Genomic DNA, 21226 nt, shown 5'->3' with positions numbered 1-21226 from the left:
AGAAAAAAGGACAGCATTTAATACAAAAATTTTGCCGGCTTGAAAAATATTGGACATCATTTATTACAAAAGCCGGGTGTGCCGATTTGGGGGCTATCCAATCGCTCAACTCCTTGATTGAACAGGACTTGAGACTATTCAAGCCGCGTAAAAATCTGGACATTAATTCTACAAAAACTGGACAACAATTTTACAATGTACATCATTTAAGCGAAGACAGCACCTAAAAATAGTAATGCGGAAATATTAGATTAGAGCCCGAAATTAGGAATAACTGGCTAAGGTGGGATTTATGATTAATGATCCGCCTAAATTAATGATTGGAGAGATTAGAATTAAGCCAAAGGGGTGATTAAAGATGAAATTACCGCAACCTGTTATCATTCCTGATGATAAACTCACTAAATACTTGCTAATCTATCGAGAACAAGACGACAAATCCAAATTTCTCTCACAAGCGGGTTTTACTCACGCGAACCCTGAGACATTAAAAAATAGCCTTCTCGAACTGGTTTCAACTACAGAAGCCATAGAAGATATAACCAACGAATACGGGACATTTTATCGGGTAGAAGGTGAAATCATCGGAATTAGTTCTAAAAAATTAGCCGTCATAACCATCTGGTTAAAACGTAAAATTGATAATCAAATTCAATTTATTACACTAAAACCGAAAAAGGAGAAAAGACCTAATGCTTGAACTTTACCAGCGTGTTTCATTAAACCGAGACTTTCCCGAACATAACCTAAAAAAAGGCGATATTGCCACCTTAGTTGATCTTGTCCCCCATCCTACCGATGGCGAAGATGGTTATGTTTTAGAAGTATTTAATGCCATTGGAGAATCTATTAACGTGATTATTGTTCCCTTATCTACTGTTAAACCCTTAAAACCAGATGAAATTTTGTCTGTTCGTTCCTTAATTGAAGTGAAATCCTGAAAGGATTTAACTTTAATTGTTGAATTTTTAAGCAGCCCCCTTTGAGCTTGTTATAATTTGACATAACCAGCCTACATACTTTAGCTACCACAGCTATGCGCTCGATAACAGTGGTCTTTAAAACGGATTTTTTAGTTGTTGTTGATGCCGTAGTTAGACAAAGTTTAAGAGGCTGAATTATCTTTAATTACTGTTGCCCGTAGATAACGCTCATAAACCCAAGTATTAGCGGCATCATTAAGTAGATAAACCCACTCAAAAACTTTAAACGCTCGATTAACAATTGTCCTTCCTTTTTGTGTTAAATCGTAAGTCGGAATAAAACAATCTACTTTTTGACCAATTTCAAATAGGGGAACCGGTTGAGATTGTTTGGTTTCTACCATCTGATTATCATTTAAATTAGATGAATCCGTTACTTCAACGTCATCTAATTGAGCCTCAACGCCGCATAAACTAGCCGCATCCGATGCCACATTACCATTATTAGTTGTGCCAGCGCTGCTGGTAATATGTGGTTCTGAGTGTTCAACAGAGATCGCCTCATGATCACAGAGGCATTCAGTAAAGGGCGGAGTATCCGGTACCGGAGGAGTACCACCACCATCATCATCATCCCCAGTAGTCGGCAAACAATACAGCCAACGCCTGGGGTTAAGTTGAGAACGCTGTTTAGTAATTAGTTGCCGGTCTTCTAAGCGATCTAGGACTGTGTACAATGACCGTCCAATATTAAGATAGGAGTCGATTTCGCTGTAATCTAACCCATGCGGCGCAAACCTCCCCAGTAAATCCAGCACACGCTGTCCCTGTGTCCGCTTCTCGCCGTTTTCATCTCCAAACTCGCCAACGTACTCGAAAATAGTAGAAGATGCCCACAAATCTTTAGGATTGAGCTTGAGAATATGGCAAACGGCTTGACCTTCACGCGGCTTAACTTTTAACCAGCGACGAGGATCTTGTTCGTCGTCAGGGTTGACGGCCTTCAGTTGCCATACGCCCCAAGTAGCGGCTACAATTCTTGCACTTCCTGAGACTTGGTTGATTCCCTTGGCATCAGGACATTTGTTCTCATGATGTATTAATATCCCTGATGCGCCATAGCTACCGATTAAGTTTTTAAGACGGTAAATACTTCGGGCAAACTCAGGGTCTTTCTCACTGACTCCTAAATTATCGGTAATGCTGGTTAATGAGTCAATGATTACCAACACCGGTTGATGTTCTCCCAGTGCTTTGTCTAGGGGTGAGAGGTCGTTGATGTCCAGCTTGGTTATGATTCTTAGATCATTACGGTTAGCCAGCAAATCAAAGCCTTTTGCCCTTAGCCGCCTCTTGGTTGAATTACCAGACTCATCCGAGGTGACTAGCACAACTTTACCTTTGACTCCTGGTTGCTCCCCCAGAACTCGTTCACCTGTTAACACGCCGTAGGCTATGTCAGTCGCCAAGAGAGTTTTACCGGTTTTGGCTAGAGCGGCTAATAACACCGTTTCCCCTACAGGCAAAATACCAGGAACGAGCCACTGCAAGCCCACTGTACCACTATTTAAAAACTCGTCGAAACTAAAATCTGATTGAGCCATTGTTTCTAACTCTTTTTCAGTCTGTTGGACTAAATAATTTAAATCAGCTTTAGACAAGCGGTAATGGCTAGAAATGTGACTTTTCAGTAACATTTTCTCATACGGGTCTAGAGTTTGGACGTAAGCCAAAATCTCCAGTCGCAGCCGCGCTTTTTGGGTTTCTCCTCGAAGTTCCTTTTTAGCGGCTTGGACAAAGTTGTTCTCCCATTGATAGGGATTGATCTTTAGTTCCGAGCGTAGGTGTTCTAGCTTGGCGTTCTGTTGAAGTTCAGTTAAATCAGGGATTTTGAGGATTTGCTTTATTTGAGCAATCGCTCGATTTAATAAAGATTTATCGTCTGAAGCAACATTAAGAGCATTCGCTTGATTGATGATTAATTCCTGGATTTGAGCGGGGGAATACTCAGGATCTTCTAACCATTCGCTTATTTTATAGCTTAAAGATTGTAATTCCCGCTTCTCCCAATGCTTTCTGACTATATTCTTAGCATAGACATCAATATTAGCGGCTGACACCGTTCGCTCAATTAGAGTGCCTAAGCGCGAAAGACCCCCTATTTGCTCTAACACGCCCTTTTCTTCTAACCGATGCTGCATCGTCATCAAATCGGTGGGCAGTTCAGAGCGATACAGTTCTAGGGCGGTTTCGTATATTGTGGCGTGGGAGCGAACGTAGAAATGCTCAGGGGCAAGGATGTCAGCCACGCGGCTTATCGCTCGGGGATCGAAGAGAATGCCGCCTAATATTAGCTCCTCGGCTTCAGGGTTTGCGAGTAATTTATATTCTATTGGTTTATCAATCGTTGTTGTGGTCATAATCCTCCAGTTTTTGTCTATTGGTGGAGTTCCCGTAAAACAGTGGCAAAATCTGAAGGAGTGAGAGACAATAAAATTAGTACGATATTGAGAGGCATGGGAAAGCCTCTGGGAAAATCAGTTTTTGCCACCAGGGGAACCCCGGCTATTTTCTGTGTTTAATCGTTGGGATTGTTGAATTCCCCCAAAAGCATTTGCCTAGTTCCTTTTTTAGCCGAATGTTGCCTATCGAGCCAAGGAATAAGGTCACGCGGAAGTTTTTTAGCTTTAACTAAAGCTGGTTCGATTAACCATTGCTCGTCACTAACGCCTATGGTCGCTAACCAGTGATAACAAGCTTTTGTGTTGTTTCCAAAACCGTATCGACGAGCTAAGTAGGTTATGCCTACGCCATCATATCTGGTGATAGCTCTACCGTATTCATCAACTGGTACTAAGGTTTCGACTCTTTCGGTTTTAGTTACGATCGCATCCGGCTTACCCAAGATTAAAGCAACCATTTCACTTCCATGTAAAGTCGCTATGGCTTGAGTAGTCATGAGTAGCCGCTCTTGGATTCTAGCCAGTTCCACTTCTAGCTTAAGTTTCTCTATTTCTTTGGCTTGGGCGGGAATAATTTCAACGGCCTGTTTGGCAATCCGTTCGCACTCTAAAAAATAACGACGGATTTCTTTCCCTTTTTGTGTTCCTGCCATCATCCCGAATGATTTAAAACAATCGATACTAAGTTTGATCGATTCGCTAGGACGACCGCCAGATGGAGTTTTCACCCATTCGGTTAAATAATCAATTCCTTTTTCAAAGTTATTAAGTAACTTGTTTTTTGCTTTTTGCTTAGTGCTGTAAGCAATCCAATTCCAAGCTTGCTCAAAATCTACAGGAAACGGATCATTTGATTGGATTAGCGTTAAGGCTGTCTGTTGAGAAAATAGCATATCTTCCTTCTACTATAAAGAAATGATTTGGCCCATAGTTTTTGCTCGTCTTGAGCGCAAGGTCTTCTGTTTAAGTTTTATTAAGTCATGAATTTTCGGATTGTTTGATAGAGGTGATCGCTTTTGGAGTAAAAAGAATGCCACCTTTGGCGCAGTTCTCTGGTTTGAGTTAGAGCGAGAATTTGATATTGAACTTGAAGCGGCTGGAGTTCTCCATTTATGGCATTACGCGAATTAAGCTGCGGAAGTACAATAGTAATGTTTATAATTAGATATTTTTTCGGCTTGGTAGCCTCTGTGTGCAAAATGCAGCTTATAAGCAATTGCTAGAAGGGAGTGCCAGCTTTTTTTATTTGTCTTTGTCTAGAAGTGCTGTAACCGCTTTTTGAGAGGCAACTACATTTACAGAAGAGTCAGTAAGTTTCTTTGCCTGAGTATTATCTTTATCAGACGATGAAGCTTCTTCTAAGCTAAAGAAGCTAGATGTGGTTGAAACCTGTGGTTTATCTTCAGAATCAGGAATAAACACAATTAACTCTCCAACTTGGCATTCAAGAATTTTACAAAGCTTATCTAAAGTTTCAAAAGGGATGGCTTTGGCCTTGCCGTATTCCATCTTCTGTACATTGGCTAAAGACATTTCTAAGAGTCTAGCCAACTTATTTTGAGAGAGTTGCCTACTCTGTCTAATTTCTTTAAGTCGAATTTCCACGCTCATACTCTCAATTCACCAACCAATATTTTAACCTACTATTAGTAGTCTATCTATTAAGACGAGTTATCTAAAGAGCGCCAATAGATAAATAACTATCATTTAGCTAACTATTGATTAACCTACTAATAGTTGGTATATTAAGAGTGAGAGTTGTCAGAAGGCTTTTGCCTTACATGGGAATTTCTCATTACCAACCAATAAATATAGGAGAACGGGTCATTAATCCCACTTAAGCCCGCTCTCCTTTTTCTAAAATTCTGTTGAGATTAATTATGACATATACTTTACCGGCTCAAAACAGATCCGATCAAAGTGTTAGCTTGTTGAAAGTTGATCCTTTGCATAAAGAAAGCAACGAATTTACCTACGAAACGCAAACGGTTCAAGTCGCAGGTATCCCCCGCATCGAGTACCGGACACAGCCTCAAGAAAAGACACAAATCTGCATCGGCTTCACCCCGGCTTTCCACGATGGCGACTATGGGTACTCCCAACCTAAATTTGTTTGGGGACAGGAAGTAGCGATCGCTTCTGAATACGAAAAAGCGATCGCTGCTGGAACGACCTCTGAATTAAATTTATACCGTATCAAAGCAATACAACTGGTTGAGCCAACCATCAAAGTCAGAGGTAATGAGCGTTTAAGTGACGAACCCTACTGGCTCTACGGAATTGTAGATCGCCACTGCAAGCATGAACTACGCTGGTTCACGGAAGAGGAATTGCTGCACCAAAGCGATTTAGAAGCTGAAATCGAACCATTTTAGAAATACCTGGGGGAGAGGGGACAGTTCTCCCCTCTTTCACCAACCAATGTTTTGAATAATACCATTATCGCTACGCAGCAGGAATCCGATGAAAAAAAGTTTTTTGCCATGCAAGAGGTAGAACAAACAAGTTTATTCAACGTAATAGCCAAATACTATTTATTGGTCAGTGCAGATAATCGTTACTGGGACGGAAACAACTGGACATCTCAGAAGTACAAAGCCAGACATTACCCAACCTTAACGGCAGCCCAATCCGCACAGCGCCAATTACGGCGACTCAACCGTATTTTTCTTAAATCCCCCACAACAACAATTGAGGCAGTATTATGACTGGCATTTCACCAATTCCTGAACAATACTCGGTTTTGGTCATCGAACCTGAATTAAATTTCATCAAAGGCAACAAAAACGGCTTACTCGATTTACTGATGGTCATCGCCTCGGCTTTATCCGATGGAGGGGCAACCGGAGAATTTTTAGCTCCTAATGGAGATGCCTTTGATGTGTCGGTGCGGTGGTGTTCGACTTTTGAACAATTAGAAGGCAACGCAGGAACTCCCTCAATTCTCGAACAGAACCAAGATTTAGAAGCAATTCTAAGACGATTAATCAACAAATATTCTTTGAGCGAGATTTTCTCTTACTGCTGCACCTTACCGACTACAGGAGAACTTTAGAGCAATGAAAAAGGATAAACCCCCATACATCCATCCAGACGGGTCTATATTGCCCTCAGTCAATCAAATCCTAGACACGACTACTGAAACCCCATCCAAAACTTTTACGCCGTCAGAAGAGAAGAAAAGGCAAGAACGTATGTACCGAGGGAGTTGCTGTCATGCGGCGATTGCCGATCTACTAAGTGGGACTACACCAACCATTGATGAGATTATCTTACCCTGGTGGGGCAGTATATGCGGCTTTGTTGGTGGAGTGGTTCAATCAGAGGCAAAAATATTGCTAAGTGAGCAGCCGCTTATTCATCCTGTATTACGGTACGGTGGAACTCCTGATTTAGTTTTGTCGTGGGATGGGAAAACTACGGCTTTAATCGATCTTAAATCAACAGAAGGAACCTGGAGCTACGATCCTGAAACAAAAAACCGCAGCTATACCCCATATTGGAACGAATACCGAAAATTAGAGCCATCAGAAATTCCCCCACGCTTTTTGACTTGGGATAACGCCAATCCTTATCTTAAACGTGCTTTTCTTCAAGCAACTTTTTATAAGATGCTGACCGAATATCACGATATATCTATTTCTGAGATTTGGATCGTGGTGCTGACTAAAGCTCAGTACCAGATTATTCATCTGCCATCTAATTTGTGGAATGAGTGTTATGGAGAAGCGATCGCAAGGCTTAAAAAGTTTAATACTCAACAACTTGAAAATATTGTGGCTTGAAATGAATGCCACTACACACGCGCCATCGCCCATTGTTTCATACAACTAGAGATTTAACCAATTATGAACAGTATCACTTTACCCTCTTCAATCCGTGACGAATTCACCCTCTTCCCAGATGGCAGTACAAGAACCTCGAGCCGGGGGGCTGCTAGATTAGCCGGAGTTGATGAAAAATCTTTGACAAAACTGGGTCAAAAGCTTATTGAACAAGGGTTTGTTCCTCGTTCATTTTTTCAAGCTGGAATTCCTTTAAAAGCGATTCACATCATAATTCAACATTATGCTTTTGAAGCTGGCTCAAAATGTACACAAAAAGCTTTTAACAATTATTATCAACTAAATAACTTGCCTATTCCCCATCAAAAATTTGCTTCAAATAAAGTTACCAGAGTTGAAGATTTTTATAGGAATAGTTGGGCAGCAAAACTTAATGGACAAATAGAAGTTTCTACGCCGGCTGGAAAAATTGACATATTAACTTCATCTGAGGTCATAGAAGTAAAAAATTTAAAAAATTGGCAAGCTGCTCTCGGTCAGGTTTTAGTCTACAGCGACTACTTTCCTAGTCATAGTAGGAGGATTATTTTAATGGAAAATCCTTCTCCTGAAGGAAAGCGGCTTATAGAAAATCATTGTAGAAAGCTAAATATTATCGTGACCTTCGCTCGATGATGAAGCAGTTTTTAAAATCAAGAAGACCCCAAAGCAAATTTCAATAAAATTTCCCCATGAACCTTGACGAATTCAACGAAGAATACTATCCTTTTTATATAGAAGTTGGTTACACGATTACAGATATTCCCCCCGTAACCGACACAGAACTTGAGCAATTATATACTGACCTAGAAGCTGGACTAGAAGCGGCGGTTAAAAGAGGTTTTTCTGAAGGAAAGGTTAAATATTTTCTTCTTCTTTCCGGCTACGGTTCAAGAATTGCTACCGTCCCAATAGAAACCGATGATTTTGAACAAGAAGTGCCCCAAGAAATTTTTGAGATAGTGAAAAACTATCAGCCACCAGTATTTGAATAAACTTTTGCCAAATAAGGATTACAGACGATGATAGAAGTGGAAACGTGCCTCATAATTGATAGCGAAACTGACGGGGATAAAGACCATCCCAAAGTTCTCGAAGTCGGGGCGGTTCTTTACTCGGTAACGGGGCAATGTATGCTCAGTTGTGGCTCCTCGTTAATAGCGACAGATGCAGATAGCAACCAAGCGTATTGGATTAACAAAATTGTACCAGAAGCGACTCAACTTTGCCCACAGCAGCAACAATATTTTCTCAATTGGTTACAGGCGGCTTACTCGTGTGCTGATGTAATAGTTGCTCATAATGCTAATTTTGATAAAGAAGTAATTAAAAAGTCGACATGGGCACAGAAGTGGGATAAAATTTGGCTATGTACTTATAAAGATTTTGAACTATTTCCTAAACAATATAACGGCAAAAGAGACTTAATTAGTCTCTCCCAATTCTACGGGATTGGAATCAGTTGCACTCACCGAGCCATTGACGACTGTCTATTACTTAAAGAAGTCTTCAACCGAGTCCCAAATTTATCTGAACAGTTTCGGATCGCTCAACTGCCATTAGTCGAAGCCATCGCCCCGAAAAAAATTAATGGGTTAGACAATGAAGCTGTTTTAAGTCGTGGTTTTAGATGGGACCCAGATTGCGCCGCCTTGGTGAAAAAGGATCGGGGTGAAACCTTTGATTTCCCGGTCATCCCCTATTCATCAGACAGAAAGAAGTTTAAAGCGCTGGTCAGTTTCGACAACAGACAAAAAGCATCAGACTGGGGCTTCAGTTGGAAACCTGAAACAAAAACATGGTGGCGGTTGCTGAACCCATACATGATAGATTTTTTCCCCTTCCCCGTTGCCGAACTGCATCCTGACCCCGAAGCCCAAGACCATTTAATCAATGCGTGACGAGTGTAGCCCATGAAACCATACCAGCAACCATCGAGCAATCTGCCCCTCGGTCGGAAATTAAAGAAGAAGCTGCCAGTTAAAGCTATTCGTCCTTTTGGTCAATTACTTGAAGAAAATCTACAACTGTCTCTTCAATTAGAGCAAGAACGTTCTTGAAAAAATTGTCACTCTAATCCGCTTCTTATCAGTCAGTTACAGGCGGAAAATTCAAGACTCAAAAATGAATTATCCTCGTTAGTTTTGGGAAAACTAAACCCCTATCAATGACGATTAACTTCCCTAATTTTTGCCTTAATAAACCTTTTCAATAACTAGAGAGAATCCCATGAGTGTCTTACAAAAATCTATCGAACTAACCGAAGAAAATAATCAAGAGATTCTGTCTCATATTGCTAATCTCAAAAAGCAACTGACTGACTTAGAGCAGGAATTCCGAATTAGAGAACAACTTGCTCAAGGACAGAAAACCGCAGAAAGAGAGGCGCAATCATTATTGAACCAAATCCGAAAATTGTTTAAAGATCTCTGCCCCGTTTTTGACCCTGACAGTTTACAAAACTTGGCAACTGAAATACAAGAGATTGCCACTGAGGTAATCAATAATCATTCTGAGTATGCCCAATCTGGCCGGTTCTTAAATCCACAAGGAGAGGACACTGAACCTACAACTGATGCTCAAAATATTCCTTTAATGGTAGAAGCTTTACCACCCCACGACGACGATAGTACAAAGTTAACTCCGACTCAAATACAGACAATTCTACAAAGTGAACCCGAAACCACCGTGAACTTTATCAAGCAACAACTTGAGATTTCAGGGAAAGCCAAGCAGTTGCCGACCATCGCTCAAAAGATCTCAGAAATTGGTCTAACCCACAAACGACTCAGAAACTTGATACAAGCCGCCTTCCTTACAGCTTCACCCCCCATGTTAACAGGTAACGGTGTAGTGGCGGCTTAAAATTTGTCGAGAGAAGAGAGAGATATTTTCTCTCTCTTCTCGGGAAAATCCATAAATTGTAGGAGAATTAAATAATGTTAGGAAGAAAAGTTAAAGCTAAAACTATTCCGTTAAAACTTCTTGTAAAAATTGCTCGACTTGAAAAAGAAGTAAAAACGTTAAAAAATGAATTAGAGCTAGAACATTCTCAACCGATTCCTTTTCAGGCTCGAAATCGGTTAACGGAACTTAGGGAAGAAAACGAAACATTAAAGAGACGAATTAAAGATTAATTCGTTTCAACAAATATTGGTAGTTAACGGTTAACCGTTATCCGTTATCAGTTATCAATTATCAATCCCAAATTTCCGCTCATGAAAACTTTAATTTATTCCAGCTTTCCCCTTAACTGCATTCCCGACTCGAACGGACGAATTTCTACTCGGCATATTAACGGACAAAGAATTCAACTGAGTTATTGTTCCGGTTGGGGTGATTTTCCCCATTTAGAAATCAGTTTAATTGGCTGCTGGTCGTCCTGGGATAATTCAATAAGGCTGTATCCTGAAAGGGCTTTCTCTCAATTCCAAAAAGTCATTAATTCTTCTGAGCTAATTGTTGGGTTTAATTCTCTGCGCTTTGATGATAACTTATGTTATGCTAACGGGATTGAAATAAAAACTAATTACGATTTACTCACCGAAGTTTGGGCAGCCGCAGGGATGCCAAGGGAGTACACATGGGGCGTTACCCGCAAAGGATATAACTTAAAAAATTTGGTGGCTGCTAACACTAACATCAAACTTTTAGAGAAAAAAGAATTAGCTCCTATTTTCTGGCAGAGAGGGCAACAGTGGGCGGTGGCTGATTATTTAGTCAACGAGATTTTAGCTTTAAAACAAATTTGGATTCATCGGGATAATTTAATCGATCCCATTGAGAAAACTGTTGGACTTCATTTAAGAGGATATAACGCTCCACTAGGTACAGAATCGAGAACGATTATTTCTCCTATTTCTGAGACGGAGATTGAACTCCAAGAGCTTGATGAAATCCCTCTTTAAAAATAAAAAGAGAACTTTAAGAGGATTTAACCATGAGTAATAACCCAGAAATTAACCCCGTTGGACTAGATATTTACTTTCCTTTTTTAGACTTAATGAAGGCCGCTAATTTAGTCGAGCGTTACGGACAAATAGTTATGTCGGGTTATTCAGATAACTACACGAATATTGTCCTACAGCTAAAAGATAGCTCAAAAAAAGAAGAAATTAAAAACCGTTTATTAACTTCGGCGCTCGCCGTTTTTAACTTTCCTCATGGTAGAGAAGATAAACTAAAACTTTACCAGCTACAAACAGGAATTGATCTAATTCCTTTGTTAGAGAAACTCGAACAGGTTCAAACTTTCGAGGAACTAAAAACAATTACGGAAGAGTATCCCTCCGAGCATATTGATGAGTGCTGGATGATATTTGATGACAATACTCTTAAAAAATTAAATTCTTTAGCTCAATACCTTTTTTGAGAAAATTATATTCGCTTGTATGCCCATTCCCTGGAGTTTCGCTTTCTCCTAGCCTACTTTTTCTTTTAAAATTCAAATAAGCAGCCTTAAGCTACCCGATCATTAATCAATATGAACAGCACCATTCCCGCCTTAGCTAAAGCCCAATACCGAGAAATTAGCAATCTCTATCAAAAAACCCCCCTTTACCAACAATTACTCCAGAAATACAATTACCAAAAAGTTAGAGGTTACACTCCCATAAAGTCAGTTTGTTTGGCCAATACGTTTTTAACAGGTGGCAGTGATAAGATTCTTCCGAATAGCTTTTACGAATCTGATATTTTACACGATCCTATTTGGTTGACTGCTGTAGCTGGAGCTTTTGACTTTATTAAAGAAAAGGCTCCCTTTTACTGGGTGAATAAAGATTTAATTAAGTCTCTACTCTCCACCGAACTTCCCTCATCCGTTGGAGAACTTAAAATCCCTTTTAGCCGCGCGATGTTCGTCCTACCAGAGAATTTAATTCTCACTCCTGATCGACTGCCCCTGGAGTGGCTTTATTTTCGCTATTTGCCGGCTGGTTTCCAACAGCCGTCTATTGAAATAATAGATTCAATGGGGCAAGTTCAATCAATTCCTGGTACTACATTAACCGTTGATAAAATTGTTTGGACAACTTCGGTTAAAGGTTTGATTTATAAAGGAATACAGGAGATTACAGAAGGAGAAATCACACGAGGCGAACTCACTATTGTCGAATACCACGATTATCTTAATATTCCCCGATCCGACAAAGAAACCGAGCAACGCTTTTGCTCTATGATTGATGATTTAATCATAAAAATTCTTCTTTATCTACAAATACGGGGTGATAAGATTGATTTATCCGAAGAAAGAGCTTATAGTCCTAAAAATACGAAAAATATCCCCTTAACACCCTCTTGGATTGGCAAAAATTATCAAGCCGCTACTCCGTCAAGTCTTAAGATTTCCCCTTCAAACCATGCCTCTCCTCGCCCTCATTGCGCGAAGAGGCCACATGAAAAAGGTTGCTGTCGGGCAATGCAGAACTGAGCGTAAATGGGTGTGGATCGAACCAACATTAGTTAACTGGTCTTGAACAATTAAATTCTCTAGCCCAATACATGAGGAATTTATCTCACAGTTTTTTGGAGGGAATGACTCTTTAACCGTCTGGGTGATTCGTTTTAATTTTACCCCTAATGCTCTCATCCAATTTTAAATGAAGTTTATTAAATGGAGAATTATCATGACTACACAACTTTTAGAAAACGGACGAGTTGCTGTTACCGAAACCTTTAAGGCAGAGTTACCCCTAATGTCCGCGCAGTTTCATTGGCAAGATGGTAAAGATTGCTCAGATTATGACCCCGATTTTAGTAATCATTTGATGCTATGTAGCGCAGCTTGTGACCTGATCGTAGGGGCGGGTTTCAAACCCGCCCGTACTAAAGATGCCTCTCAAGAAGAAATCAATCAATTCATTGAAGAAGTTTTAAATTTTTAATAAACATGATTGTTAAATCCCATTGCCTCAATTCCCGTCCCTTTTTCCTAATGCTAACTGGTCAATCTAATTATCTCTTAAAACCAGCCTAACAACCCTACACTTCGGCTAAAATATACAATTATGGACTCACCAATAGATCAAGCCGCCTTAAGAAAAGCCCTTAACGCCACTCCTCCCACTTACCCAGAATGGTTAGATGTGGGAAAACTCGTCTATTCTAATCAACATAAATGTCATGGTACAGTAATTGGGTTTTTAGACAGAATAGTCAACATACAAATTAACGGCAAAACTTATCAGGTACAATTAAACTCTTTAAGTGCCCCGACAATCGAGATAACGAACACAGTCGACTTGAGCATCATCGCTCATCCAACCTATCGTGCGATCGCGTCAGAGTGGTCAACAGATTTGAGTGGAGTGAAGATAATCCCCGGAAATGAAGCTGACACTTCACCAATTCCTGATAATTTGCACCCATCTACCAAGAGGGCACTTCTGGCCACAGGAATCCAACAATTTTATTCGCACCAACTATCAGCCTGGAAACAATTAACCACTGGTTTATCCATCACCCTCACCACGCCGACAGCATCGGGGAAAACGATGGCTTTTACCCCGTATAGCTTTGAGTTAGCTCTATCACAACACAAAACCACTTTATTAATTTATCCATTAAAAGCATTAGCCGCCGATCAATATGAAAAACTGATCCGTCTAAATGAAGCCCTACCAGCAAGTCAGCAGTTAGCGATCGCACGATGCACGGGAGACATACCTCTAGAAGTTCGTAAACAATACTTCTGCCAAGGAAAATGCCCTGACATTATATTGATGTCGCCGGATGTCCTTCATTATCAATTATGGAATACCAGCAATCCCAAAATGTACAATTGGCAGGAGTTTTTAAACAGACTCTCGTTGGTCGTCATCGATGAGGCTCATAGTTATATAGGCTCTTTTGGCATACACTTCGCTAATGTCACGAGAAGGCTGAGGCTGGCTTGCGATAATACAGGCAATCCTACTTCATTACAATGGGTAATTTCCACTGCGACGATTTCTAATCCTCTTGAGTTAGCTTCTACGTTGACGGGGTTGCCTAAGAAAGAAATTACATTAATCGATCGCAGTGGTGCATTAACCCATGAAAAAACGTTACTGGTATTAAAACCTCAAGCCGCCCCCAATTTCACCGCAGCCACGATGATCCGCTTTTTATGGGGTTATGGGTTGTCAGGATTGGTTTTTGTTAATTCACGAGCAACAGCTAAAAGTTTATTTTCACACTTGCGCTATCAGATGGGGGGATATTGCAGCGAGATCGAGCTTTTTTACGGTTCGCTGACGGCAGCTAAACGAACGGAATTAATCGGTAAATTAAGTCAAAAAAGAATTAAAATTCTTATAACTACGACCGCGCTGGAGGCTGGGGTCGATTTACCCAGTTTAGATTTCGTTATCATACGCGGAGCCACATCACTAAATAGCCTGTGGCAGAGGGCAGGGAGGACGGGACGCTCTGCACCAGGATTAATTGTATTTATTCCAGATGGCTCCAATCACATAGATTATTATTATTCGAGCAATCCCGATCGCCTATTTGCCCCAGTCGAGAAGATTAAACTTCAGCCAAACTATCCACCGGTATTAGCCAATCATTTATTATGTGCGGCAACTGAAGGGGGGATTCCTTCACAAAACATTTCTAATTATTTCGGTGAAACCTCAGCAGCCATTAGTGCCGAATTAATCAAACAGCAACAATTGTTTTGGGGACCCAATCAGGTTTTAGTTAAGAAAGGTTTTCCCCATAAAAATGTTTCTTTAAGGGGAATAATTGACGAAACGGTCAACCTCATCGATTCGGATACGGGGGAGGTATTTGAGGAGATGGCTTTAAATTTCGCACATCGGGAATGTCACACTGATGCTATCTACATCACCAGTGAGGAAGGAGAAACCGTCATCCGACGATGTGAGAAATTAGATAGTGATTTATTACGGGCTATTCTCAAGAAAGTTGACTTACCGAATAACCGTACTCAACCGATTGTCGAGTTTGAAATATTAACACAATTCCAATTAGACTCACCTAAAATTATTTCCACTGCAATCGTTAAAGGAAATCTTCGGGCTACTTTATGGTGGGGTACTATTTCCGAGCAAGTACATGGATATCGGGAATTCGAGTTAATTTATGCGCCGGTGTGTACCAATCCTAGCTGTACCGATTTTAAACAGCCTCAAAAGGATTTAAAAAAATGCCGTCGCTGCTACCGAAAATTATCCGAGCGGCTAACTCAAAAATTAATCGGCGAGAACCGTTTTGAGCCATTAATTACATCATATTTAGCACCGATTTTAAGATTAGAAGCTAATTATGCTCTTACCTCAAAAATTTTCGATGAAGCCGAATCTCTAAAGAAGCAACTACTTCATGAGTTTGGAGATGCTCAGGCTATACCAGGATTATTGAATTCAATTAATGAAGTCAATCCCGTCCAAGTCGCACTCCATTCGCTGGCTCATTTCTTAGAGAAATCGGTTCCACTATTGTTCTTGGCATCTGAATTTGATGTTAGCTCAGTGGTCGTTGAACGACAATTAGAGCCTGAGAAAAAAAGTAATGCCCATCCAATAATTGCTTATATGTTCGATAGTAACCATGAAGGTAATGGCACAACTGAAGCCATTTTTACCGATTGGGATAACTGTATCACTAAAGCTTACGAATTAGCCAGTGGTTGTGATTGTAATGATAGTGGTTGTCCAAAATGTCTGACATCTCATAGCTGCCCCGAACTAAATGTTGGTTTGCACAAACCTTTGGGTCTTTGGTTTTTAGAACGATTACTTAAGAAATAGCGAATGTTTCCCCTGCGCTCAAAAAAGCAAAAAATAATTAGTAATAAATATAAATTCGCTAATTTCAATAATTTGGTAAACTAAAATAAATTAGAGTTTTGGAGTAAAACAACTATGAATCAGTCCACCAAAAAACACGCACGACGCGGAAGAATTTTTCCCGAAATCCAATGGACACCAGAAGAAAAGGCTAGAAGAAAAGCCGAAAGGGAAGCTTTCCACCAACGTTGTCAAGTAATATTTGATGAAGTCCATACAAAATTAATTGAAGATCATTACGGTTCGTATATCGCCATTGAACCATTAAGTGGAGAATATTTTATTGATTCAGATAAAGAAATCGCTCATCAAAAAGCACGTCAGGTACATCCCAATTCAGTTCATTGTGTTTTTTGTTTAAACGAAACAGGAGCTTGTGGTAATATATGATTCAAGGTCAATTTGGAGAACGAGGAGAACTTTTTTTTCCGATTGATTTGATCACCGGCGAAGGAGAATATTTGCCTGTAGATGCAATGTTAGATACGGGTTTTACTGAGTATCTAGCTATCAATAAACAGGATATAGAAGAACTAGCATGGCCATACTTCGACCAAGAAGAACTGTTAACTGCCCAAGGATTAGCAAACTTCGATATCTACAGGGGAAAAATTGTAATTTCGGAGCAAGAGCTTGAAATTCCCGTATTTGCCGGTGACGCTCTTGAAGAGGTTTTACTTGGATCAAAATGGCTCAAGCTATTCAATCTGATCGCCAAATACCGAGAAGGAGTATTAAAATTAGAATAAAAAAACAAGTGAAAACCGATAGTATTTTTTATCAAATATTCTTAAATTTTCCCAAAAGCTTCTTCGATTTAATTGGAGAAGGAGAAACCGAGGTTGATAATTATCAATTTACTTCACAAGAAATCAAGCAATTATCTTTCCGCCTGGATGGGTTATTTATGCCGACAATAGAAGAAACGGCAAAACCTTTGTATCTAGTCGAGGTTCAATTTCAGCCCGATCCGGATTTATATTATCGTTTATTTTCGGAATTTTTTCTGTTTCTCAAACAATATAAACCTCCCTATTCTTGGCAGATTGTGGTAATTTATCCGACCCGTTCGGTCGAACGAGAACAATCTATCCATTTCAGGGATTTTCTTAGCCTCTCCAGCATCAGGAGAATTTATTTAGATAAATTAGAAGAAGCCGCTAATAGTTCTCTGGGTATTAACGTAATCAAATTAGTAGTAGAATCGGAACAGCAAGCCGTCGCCAAAGCTCAAGCCTTAATCGAACTTTCCAAAAATCAATTAAGCGATGAAACAATCCAGAAAAGCTTAATTGATTTAATTGAAAGTATTATTGTCTATAAATTTCCATTAAAAACTAGGGAGGAAATAGAAGCGATGTTTAACCTCAGTGACTTAAAACAAACTCGTGTTTATCAAGAAGCTCTAACTGAAGGACGGCAACAAGAGGGCTTCAATTTAGTTTTACGGCAACTCAACCGCCGCGTTGGTCAAATATCGCCAATAGAAATTGAACAAATTCAGGCGCTATCAATTGAACAATTAGAAAACTTGGGAGAAGCTTTATTGGATTTTAGTAGTGTAGAAGATTTAAGGCGTTGGCTGGAGGAAAATTAAGCTACAATATTTGCACAAATAGCTAACATTATTTTAAAAGCTCGATTAAAATATTGTAGTATTAACAATAGCGAACACTCTCGTGTCGCTGCGCGTGCGCGGTTTGGTTTTCTATCCATGAGCGAAAAACCCCACAACGACCCCATAATATATAGAGCTTACGGAACCGTCAGGGGAACTTACAAACCCTCCAAAACTGACCCCACAACGGGGACTCTTACTACAGATGACGGTGTAAAATTTCCGGCCATTGTAAGCTATGAAGTCGCTACCTTGTTGGAACATCAACCACAACAGTTTTTTGGACTTGCTTTGTGGAAGTGTTATTTTAAGACTCGTCCCGCCTCGCTGGAATTAAAAAAAGTCGAAACTTCTAATGTAGAGAATCCGAGGCAGCACAGTTTTAGGGCTGATAAATTTCAGGTTGATGGTAGACTTGTCAAAGTCAATAAAGAGAGCGTTACTGTAGAGATTAAATCAAATACCCGTGAATCTGAATCATTTACTCTCACTTTAAAAGGAACTTTTTCGGGAGATAAAGCCTGGCCGTTTTGGCGGTTCAAGCTATTAAGAGAAAGTAAGAGCTACGTGATACAATCAGCGACTAAACTGCCCTTACCCCGAATCGAGAAAGCACCACCAGCACCACCACCGCCCAAAAAAGAGAAAAAAGCCGCGCCAGTTTCACCACCGCCGCCGCAACAGAAGAAAAAGAAAAAAGAGCATTTAAACACCCCTGTTTCTCCTCCTTCTCTCTTTAAAAAGAAAGTTAAAATTTCAACCCCTCCTGAGTCTCCCCCCACACCACCGCCGACTGAAGCTGAACCTAAAAAGAGAGTGTTTAATCTGGTCGACAAATTAAATAAATAAAGTTACTTAATAGGGATAGTAGGCAGCGATTGCTACTCATTGGTATTGTCCCCAAAATGTCTCCCCTATTGAATTTATTGCTTATTAACGATTTATTTGGGCAAAAAAGCTCAATTTGTCGCGCTTTCGCGCCTAATTGTTGACCTTTTACTAATTTATTAACTGATGCAATCAGATCAATGCTTAACATTAACACAACCATTAAATTCTGCCTTGATGTCCTGTTTGCCCATCTCCGTAAAAGAAACAAAAAAAGAAGAAGAGGAAAACGACATTAATTTAAAACTATCTCAATGGGAACAACATAATTATGAGCTTTGGGATTATCAGCATCTAGCCTACTCAGAATATTAAAGGTATAACTTCACAGGATTTCTGAGACAACGCTTCTATTCTTGTTGTGTTAACTTTAAAAAATTTAAAGTTAACACAAGATTTTCAAAAACTTATCCCAATTCTGAGTAAACTTAATCATGAAACCGCCCCAAAATTTAGAAAAATTAATTTCTCATCTCAAGCATTATAAGAAGATTTATCCATCGGTTTATCCCCCAGGAAAATCTTTAATTCGTTTCCATCTTAAAAAGATAGAAAAACAAATTCAAGAATATTCTTGATTTAATTAATTTGCCGTTGAAAAATACAACCGTCGAATAGCCACTGCTCAAGTATTCGGCAAGCCTATAGAATTTAACCCGATCAATTATCCTGGGGTTAGTGTGGTTGACTTATGCCACCAGACACTTAGTTGGGATTTTGTAGCGAGAAAATTAAGCCGCTATGATCTCGAAACAGTCACTCTGGAGATGGGGTTAAGAAAGGAACCTCGTCTTGAAATCAAATCATGGGAATATTACTAGAAACTGAAATCGGGCTGAAACAATCTAATCCAACTGCATTGGCTTCGCAATTACTTAAAATTTGTCAAGTCTAAAAAAATCCAAAAAATATGAGTGTTAAAGTGACATTAATAGAAGAAATTAAAGTCAACAGACAATGGTTTTGTTATGGTGTTCCTACTCTTAAACGATATCCTTTATTATTTAAACTTTTAGGAGTTAGGGATAATCTAACTCCTTTTAAGACAGAAAAAGGCATACCTTCAGATTTATCGGAAGTAGGAAAATTACTCTTGAAATTTCATCAAGACCAAGAAGTAGGTTACAGCTACAACTGGTTAAATTTTGATGAGATTAAAGAACTTTACCAACTTCTTCAGCAAGAACTTTTGAAAAATCGTCATGATCTAATGCTCCCTCAATCCGAAGAAGATTTAGGGTTTGATTATTTGTTCGGCAATGGAATGGATTTCTTGCCTACAGAAATTTTACCAGAAGTAGAGGATGTTCGTTTTGTCTATTGGTTCAGCAAATAAGCAGCGATAAATCAACAACCCAACGTTTACCTTTTTTCGGTATAGCGTTGGGGAAACAAATAACTATTCATTAATAGCACTTTTTTACTCATAATAATTATGCCATACATAATCATTCAAAAAACTGCACAAGAGGGTTATTATTATTTAGATAACAATAATAAATTCTCACCGTTTGCCGAGGAAGCCAGACAATTTGAGATCATAGAAGATGGGAGCATCCCATTTTTGCACTTTAACTGTTGTCAGGAAACTGAAATCCTTGTGGGAGATGGCTTTTAGCTACTCTTTTACAAAAATGGGATGCTCCCAACGGGAAAGGTTGAGCGGCTTGATGAGTGGAACGATAGATAGCGGCTGCTACTCTTGTCAATGAATATTTCAGGCTCAATATACTTAAATAAATTAGGGAAATAACCGAAATGTTGCTTAAATCTCTTAAGGATGAAGAAGTTTGGTACAACGAGGGGGATATAGCCGAATATATAGCCGCAGCCGACTTACTAGGGTTTGAGTACGACTATTGTGAAACCGATAAAAACATTGAGTTTGCGGCTTGGTATCCTGACGAACCAGGAAAATCGGCACTATTTAGGCTAGGCAGGAAGATTGATGCAAGCGACTAACTAGAATTTTCTTAGGGTCAGCTTGAAAATTTAAGTCTCTCTTTGTAATTAAATTGAGCTTTTTAGGCTTTGCCTAAACTTAGAGCCAAGAACGTTTTGACGATTGGAGCCGCCTCCAGGAGACAATTAGCGAGGGGGTAGTGAGCTAAAAAACCCGCGACGACAGGAGCGACGATTGAAACCTTGCTCAAACGGTTGAAGCGTTCTTAAATAGGTTATCCGCTCCAGGGCAAACGCATCTAATTTTTGAAAAGCATTCTGAGTAAAGGTTTCAGCGTTTTCATAAAATTTTTCATGAATTGATGAAATGCTTGCCGGCTATGAGTTCTAGAATTTAGATGCGTTTGCCCTGGCTTGTAGGGCTAGAAAATTTATTTTTTCATAAATAAGCGATCGCATAATTGAACTAACTGATCTGTCTCAAGATCAAGGCAATGAGCCAGCTTTACCAATTTACTATTTTTAGGCCGTTCCCCTTTGGTGATCGCTTTGAGAAATTCAACCGCTTGTGCTTCACCTGCATTGGTCGGAAATTCCCCATCGACTTTAGCTGTAGAGATTGATCTCTCTAAAAGGAAGTTGGCCAAATTAGCCATACTACGACCTTGATGGTCTGCCCATATTCTAAGGTCATCATACAGATGTTCTGGCAAACTCAAGTTTAATCGCTTACTCGTCACGTTAGTCATTAATAAACCTCATTTCTAGCGTACTACTTAGCCCTAATTCTTAACTAAATGTACTCAATAAGTGC

The 21226-nt window shown here is 39.7% G+C and carries 32 protein-coding genes; 28 read left to right on the top strand and 4 right to left on the bottom strand.

Translation table 11 applies throughout. From position 1 onward, the window contains the following. Nucleotides 1-358: 358 nt before the first annotated feature. Both CYAN7822_RS33460 and CYAN7822_RS33455 read left to right on the top strand, forming a co-directional pair. Nucleotides 359-700, top strand: coding sequence for a DUF6883 domain-containing protein (locus CYAN7822_RS33460; RefSeq protein ID WP_013325679.1), 342 nt, complete (start codon nt 359-361; stop codon nt 698-700). Beyond that, nucleotides 693-941, top strand: a complete 249-nt coding sequence (locus tag CYAN7822_RS33455) for a DUF4926 domain-containing protein (RefSeq protein ID WP_013325678.1) — start codon at nt 693-695, stop codon at nt 939-941. Before CYAN7822_RS33460 ends, CYAN7822_RS33455 begins: the two co-directional genes overlap by 8 nt. 164 nt (nt 942-1105) lie before the next feature. Here CYAN7822_RS33455 and CYAN7822_RS35200 read toward each other — a convergent pair whose 3' ends face one another. Beyond that, complete coding sequence (locus CYAN7822_RS35200) at nt 1106-3343, bottom strand: AAA family ATPase (protein ID WP_013325677.1); 2238 nt, start codon at nt 3341-3343, stop codon at nt 1106-1108. 158 nt (nt 3344-3501) lie between these two features. Continuing rightward, on the bottom strand, nt 3502-4278 hold the full coding sequence (locus CYAN7822_RS37265) for a hypothetical protein (RefSeq protein ID WP_013325676.1): 777 nt from the start codon (nt 4276-4278) through the stop codon (nt 3502-3504). A 100-nt stretch (nt 4279-4378) separates the two neighbouring features. Between CYAN7822_RS37265 and CYAN7822_RS38350 the strand changes: the two genes are divergently transcribed. Then, entirely contained in the window at nt 4379-4516 is a 138-nt protein-coding gene (locus tag CYAN7822_RS38350) for a hypothetical protein (protein ID WP_157872062.1), read from the top strand. A gap of 111 nt (nt 4517-4627) precedes the next feature. Here the strand turns inward: CYAN7822_RS38350 and CYAN7822_RS35405 are convergent, their stop codons facing one another. After that, a complete protein-coding gene (locus tag CYAN7822_RS35405; protein ID WP_013325675.1) occupies nt 4628-4996 on the bottom strand; it encodes a helix-turn-helix domain-containing protein in 369 nt (122 codons plus the stop codon). A gap of 269 nt (nt 4997-5265) precedes the next feature. On the opposite strand from CYAN7822_RS35405, the gene CYAN7822_RS33435 reads away from it, so the two are divergent. From CYAN7822_RS33435 to CYAN7822_RS33330, 25 genes are all read left to right on the top strand, one after another. Beyond that, nucleotides 5266-5760: a hypothetical protein gene (locus tag CYAN7822_RS33435; RefSeq protein WP_013325674.1), complete on the top strand. Its 495-nt coding sequence runs from the start codon at nt 5266-5268 to the stop codon at nt 5758-5760. A 51-nt stretch (nt 5761-5811) separates the two neighbouring features. Continuing rightward, complete coding sequence (locus CYAN7822_RS33430; protein ID WP_041934398.1) at nt 5812-6093, top strand: hypothetical protein; 282 nt, start codon at nt 5812-5814, stop codon at nt 6091-6093. Beyond that, complete coding sequence (locus tag CYAN7822_RS33425; protein WP_013325672.1) at nt 6090-6440, top strand: hypothetical protein; 351 nt, start codon at nt 6090-6092, stop codon at nt 6438-6440. Before CYAN7822_RS33430 ends, CYAN7822_RS33425 begins: the two co-directional genes overlap by 4 nt. 4 nt (nt 6441-6444) lie before the next feature. Next, nucleotides 6445-7170 carry a hypothetical protein gene (locus CYAN7822_RS33420; RefSeq protein WP_013325671.1) on the top strand — a complete coding sequence of 242 codons (726 nt, stop codon included), beginning with the start codon at nt 6445-6447 and terminating at the stop codon, nt 7168-7170. A 63-nt stretch (nt 7171-7233) separates the two neighbouring features. Beyond that, nucleotides 7234-7845, top strand: a complete 612-nt coding sequence (locus CYAN7822_RS35195; protein WP_013325670.1) for a hypothetical protein — start codon at nt 7234-7236, stop codon at nt 7843-7845. A gap of 56 nt (nt 7846-7901) precedes the next feature. After that, nucleotides 7902-8204, top strand: a complete 303-nt coding sequence (locus tag CYAN7822_RS33410) for a hypothetical protein (protein WP_013325669.1) — start codon at nt 7902-7904, stop codon at nt 8202-8204. A 27-nt stretch (nt 8205-8231) separates the two neighbouring features. Beyond that, on the top strand, nt 8232-9110 hold the full coding sequence (locus CYAN7822_RS33405; protein ID WP_013325668.1) for a 3'-5' exonuclease: 879 nt from the start codon (nt 8232-8234) through the stop codon (nt 9108-9110). Nucleotides 9111-9122: 12 nt separating this feature from the next. Next, complete coding sequence (locus CYAN7822_RS38345; RefSeq protein WP_013325667.1) at nt 9123-9269, top strand: hypothetical protein; 147 nt, start codon at nt 9123-9125, stop codon at nt 9267-9269. Nucleotides 9270-9438: 169 nt separating this feature from the next. Next, entirely contained in the window at nt 9439-10074 is a 636-nt protein-coding gene (locus CYAN7822_RS33400) for a hypothetical protein (protein WP_013325539.1), read from the top strand. 74 nt (nt 10075-10148) lie between these two features. Then, the gene (locus CYAN7822_RS33395) at nt 10149-10346 is read left to right on the top strand and encodes a hypothetical protein (RefSeq protein WP_013325666.1); all 198 of its coding nucleotides are present in this window, start codon (nt 10149-10151) and stop codon (nt 10344-10346) included. 81 nt (nt 10347-10427) lie between these two features. Next, entirely contained in the window at nt 10428-11117 is a 690-nt protein-coding gene (locus CYAN7822_RS33390) for a hypothetical protein (protein WP_013325665.1), read from the top strand. 32 nt (nt 11118-11149) lie between these two features. Then, entirely contained in the window at nt 11150-11581 is a 432-nt protein-coding gene (locus tag CYAN7822_RS33385; RefSeq protein WP_013325664.1) for a hypothetical protein, read from the top strand. Between the two features lie 111 nt (nt 11582-11692). Further along, nucleotides 11693-12640, top strand: a complete 948-nt coding sequence (locus tag CYAN7822_RS39275) for a hypothetical protein (protein WP_013325663.1) — start codon at nt 11693-11695, stop codon at nt 12638-12640. Further along, nucleotides 12606-12686, top strand: coding sequence for a hypothetical protein (locus CYAN7822_RS40700; RefSeq protein ID WP_483466314.1), 81 nt, complete (start codon nt 12606-12608; stop codon nt 12684-12686). The genes CYAN7822_RS39275 and CYAN7822_RS40700 overlap by 35 nt, the downstream gene beginning before the upstream one ends. Nucleotides 12687-12836: 150 nt before the next feature. Beyond that, complete coding sequence (locus tag CYAN7822_RS33375; protein WP_013325662.1) at nt 12837-13094, top strand: hypothetical protein; 258 nt, start codon at nt 12837-12839, stop codon at nt 13092-13094. A 123-nt stretch (nt 13095-13217) separates the two neighbouring features. Next, a complete protein-coding gene (locus CYAN7822_RS33370) occupies nt 13218-15965 on the top strand; it encodes a DEAD/DEAH box helicase (protein WP_013325661.1) in 2748 nt (915 codons plus the stop codon). A gap of 114 nt (nt 15966-16079) precedes the next feature. Then, nucleotides 16080-16394 (top strand): hypothetical protein, encoded by a 315-nt coding sequence (locus CYAN7822_RS33365; RefSeq protein WP_013325660.1) that lies wholly within the window; start codon nt 16080-16082, stop codon nt 16392-16394. Beyond that, nucleotides 16391-16753, top strand: coding sequence for a hypothetical protein (locus tag CYAN7822_RS33360; protein WP_013325659.1), 363 nt, complete (start codon nt 16391-16393; stop codon nt 16751-16753). The genes CYAN7822_RS33365 and CYAN7822_RS33360 overlap by 4 nt, the downstream gene beginning before the upstream one ends. 8 nt (nt 16754-16761) lie before the next feature. Further along, complete coding sequence (locus CYAN7822_RS33355; protein WP_013325658.1) at nt 16762-17601, top strand: Rpn family recombination-promoting nuclease/putative transposase; 840 nt, start codon at nt 16762-16764, stop codon at nt 17599-17601. Between the two features lie 117 nt (nt 17602-17718). After that, nucleotides 17719-18471 (top strand): hypothetical protein, encoded by a 753-nt coding sequence (locus CYAN7822_RS33350; RefSeq protein WP_013325657.1) that lies wholly within the window; start codon nt 17719-17721, stop codon nt 18469-18471. Nucleotides 18472-18636: 165 nt separating this feature from the next. After that, nucleotides 18637-18825: a hypothetical protein gene (locus tag CYAN7822_RS33345; protein ID WP_013325656.1), complete on the top strand. Its 189-nt coding sequence runs from the start codon at nt 18637-18639 to the stop codon at nt 18823-18825. 119 nt (nt 18826-18944) lie between these two features. Next, nucleotides 18945-19088: a hypothetical protein gene (locus CYAN7822_RS38335; RefSeq protein ID WP_157872061.1), complete on the top strand. Its 144-nt coding sequence runs from the start codon at nt 18945-18947 to the stop codon at nt 19086-19088. 332 nt (nt 19089-19420) lie between these two features. Next, a complete protein-coding gene (locus CYAN7822_RS33340; RefSeq protein ID WP_013325655.1) occupies nt 19421-19846 on the top strand; it encodes a hypothetical protein in 426 nt (141 codons plus the stop codon). A gap of 99 nt (nt 19847-19945) precedes the next feature. Then, nucleotides 19946-20128: a hypothetical protein gene (locus CYAN7822_RS33335; protein WP_013325654.1), complete on the top strand. Its 183-nt coding sequence runs from the start codon at nt 19946-19948 to the stop codon at nt 20126-20128. Between the two features lie 140 nt (nt 20129-20268). After that, on the top strand, nt 20269-20472 hold the full coding sequence (locus tag CYAN7822_RS33330) for a hypothetical protein (protein ID WP_013325653.1): 204 nt from the start codon (nt 20269-20271) through the stop codon (nt 20470-20472). Between the two features lie 371 nt (nt 20473-20843). Here CYAN7822_RS33330 and CYAN7822_RS33325 read toward each other — a convergent pair whose 3' ends face one another. After that, a complete protein-coding gene (locus CYAN7822_RS33325; protein ID WP_013325652.1) occupies nt 20844-21161 on the bottom strand; it encodes a ribbon-helix-helix domain-containing protein in 318 nt (105 codons plus the stop codon). Nucleotides 21162-21226 lie beyond the last annotated feature (65 nt).

Origin of the sequence: Gloeothece verrucosa PCC 7822 (assembly GCF_000147335.1) — a bacterium.
Lineage (GTDB): Bacteria > Cyanobacteriota > Cyanobacteriia > Cyanobacteriales > Microcystaceae > Gloeothece > Gloeothece verrucosa.
Note: the sequence above shows the minus strand (reverse complement) of the source record. Positions and strands in the feature narration are given on the sequence as shown.

Coding starts and splice junctions, on each gene's coding strand:
- CYAN7822_RS33340 (WP_013325655.1), top strand. CDS start 19,421: ATGAGTGTTAAAGTGACATTAATAGAAGAAATTAAAGTCAACAGACAA.
- CYAN7822_RS33420 (WP_013325671.1), top strand. CDS start 6,445: ATGAAAAAGGATAAACCCCCATACATCCATCCAGACGGGTCTATATTG.
- CYAN7822_RS33395 (WP_013325666.1), top strand. CDS start 10,149: ATGTTAGGAAGAAAAGTTAAAGCTAAAACTATTCCGTTAAAACTTCTT.
- CYAN7822_RS33325 (WP_013325652.1), bottom strand. CDS start 21,161: ATGACTAACGTGACGAGTAAGCGATTAAACTTGAGTTTGCCAGAACAT.
- CYAN7822_RS33360 (WP_013325659.1), top strand. CDS start 16,391: ATGATTCAAGGTCAATTTGGAGAACGAGGAGAACTTTTTTTTCCGATT.
- CYAN7822_RS33400 (WP_013325539.1), top strand. CDS start 9,439: ATGAGTGTCTTACAAAAATCTATCGAACTAACCGAAGAAAATAATCAA.
- CYAN7822_RS33385 (WP_013325664.1), top strand. CDS start 11,150: ATGAGTAATAACCCAGAAATTAACCCCGTTGGACTAGATATTTACTTT.
- CYAN7822_RS40700 (WP_483466314.1), top strand. CDS start 12,606: ATGAAAAAGGTTGCTGTCGGGCAATGCAGAACTGAGCGTAAATGGGTG.
- CYAN7822_RS33370 (WP_013325661.1), top strand. CDS start 13,218: ATGGACTCACCAATAGATCAAGCCGCCTTAAGAAAAGCCCTTAACGCC.
- CYAN7822_RS33425 (WP_013325672.1), top strand. CDS start 6,090: ATGACTGGCATTTCACCAATTCCTGAACAATACTCGGTTTTGGTCATC.
- CYAN7822_RS35405 (WP_013325675.1), bottom strand. CDS start 4,996: ATGAGCGTGGAAATTCGACTTAAAGAAATTAGACAGAGTAGGCAACTC.
- CYAN7822_RS33375 (WP_013325662.1), top strand. CDS start 12,837: ATGACTACACAACTTTTAGAAAACGGACGAGTTGCTGTTACCGAAACC.
- CYAN7822_RS33410 (WP_013325669.1), top strand. CDS start 7,902: ATGAACCTTGACGAATTCAACGAAGAATACTATCCTTTTTATATAGAA.
- CYAN7822_RS38345 (WP_013325667.1), top strand. CDS start 9,123: ATGAAACCATACCAGCAACCATCGAGCAATCTGCCCCTCGGTCGGAAA.
- CYAN7822_RS33455 (WP_013325678.1), top strand. CDS start 693: ATGCTTGAACTTTACCAGCGTGTTTCATTAAACCGAGACTTTCCCGAA.
- CYAN7822_RS33365 (WP_013325660.1), top strand. CDS start 16,080: ATGAATCAGTCCACCAAAAAACACGCACGACGCGGAAGAATTTTTCCC.
- CYAN7822_RS33390 (WP_013325665.1), top strand. CDS start 10,428: ATGAAAACTTTAATTTATTCCAGCTTTCCCCTTAACTGCATTCCCGAC.
- CYAN7822_RS33350 (WP_013325657.1), top strand. CDS start 17,719: ATGAGCGAAAAACCCCACAACGACCCCATAATATATAGAGCTTACGGA.
- CYAN7822_RS33435 (WP_013325674.1), top strand. CDS start 5,266: ATGACATATACTTTACCGGCTCAAAACAGATCCGATCAAAGTGTTAGC.
- CYAN7822_RS38335 (WP_157872061.1), top strand. CDS start 18,945: ATGAAACCGCCCCAAAATTTAGAAAAATTAATTTCTCATCTCAAGCAT.
- CYAN7822_RS33330 (WP_013325653.1), top strand. CDS start 20,269: ATGTTGCTTAAATCTCTTAAGGATGAAGAAGTTTGGTACAACGAGGGG.
- CYAN7822_RS33345 (WP_013325656.1), top strand. CDS start 18,637: ATGCAATCAGATCAATGCTTAACATTAACACAACCATTAAATTCTGCC.
- CYAN7822_RS33335 (WP_013325654.1), top strand. CDS start 19,946: ATGCCATACATAATCATTCAAAAAACTGCACAAGAGGGTTATTATTAT.
- CYAN7822_RS35195 (WP_013325670.1), top strand. CDS start 7,234: ATGAACAGTATCACTTTACCCTCTTCAATCCGTGACGAATTCACCCTC.
- CYAN7822_RS33405 (WP_013325668.1), top strand. CDS start 8,232: ATGATAGAAGTGGAAACGTGCCTCATAATTGATAGCGAAACTGACGGG.
- CYAN7822_RS33460 (WP_013325679.1), top strand. CDS start 359: ATGAAATTACCGCAACCTGTTATCATTCCTGATGATAAACTCACTAAA.
- CYAN7822_RS37265 (WP_013325676.1), bottom strand. CDS start 4,278: ATGCTATTTTCTCAACAGACAGCCTTAACGCTAATCCAATCAAATGAT.
- CYAN7822_RS39275 (WP_013325663.1), top strand. CDS start 11,693: ATGAACAGCACCATTCCCGCCTTAGCTAAAGCCCAATACCGAGAAATT.
- CYAN7822_RS35200 (WP_013325677.1), bottom strand. CDS start 3,343: ATGACCACAACAACGATTGATAAACCAATAGAATATAAATTACTCGCA.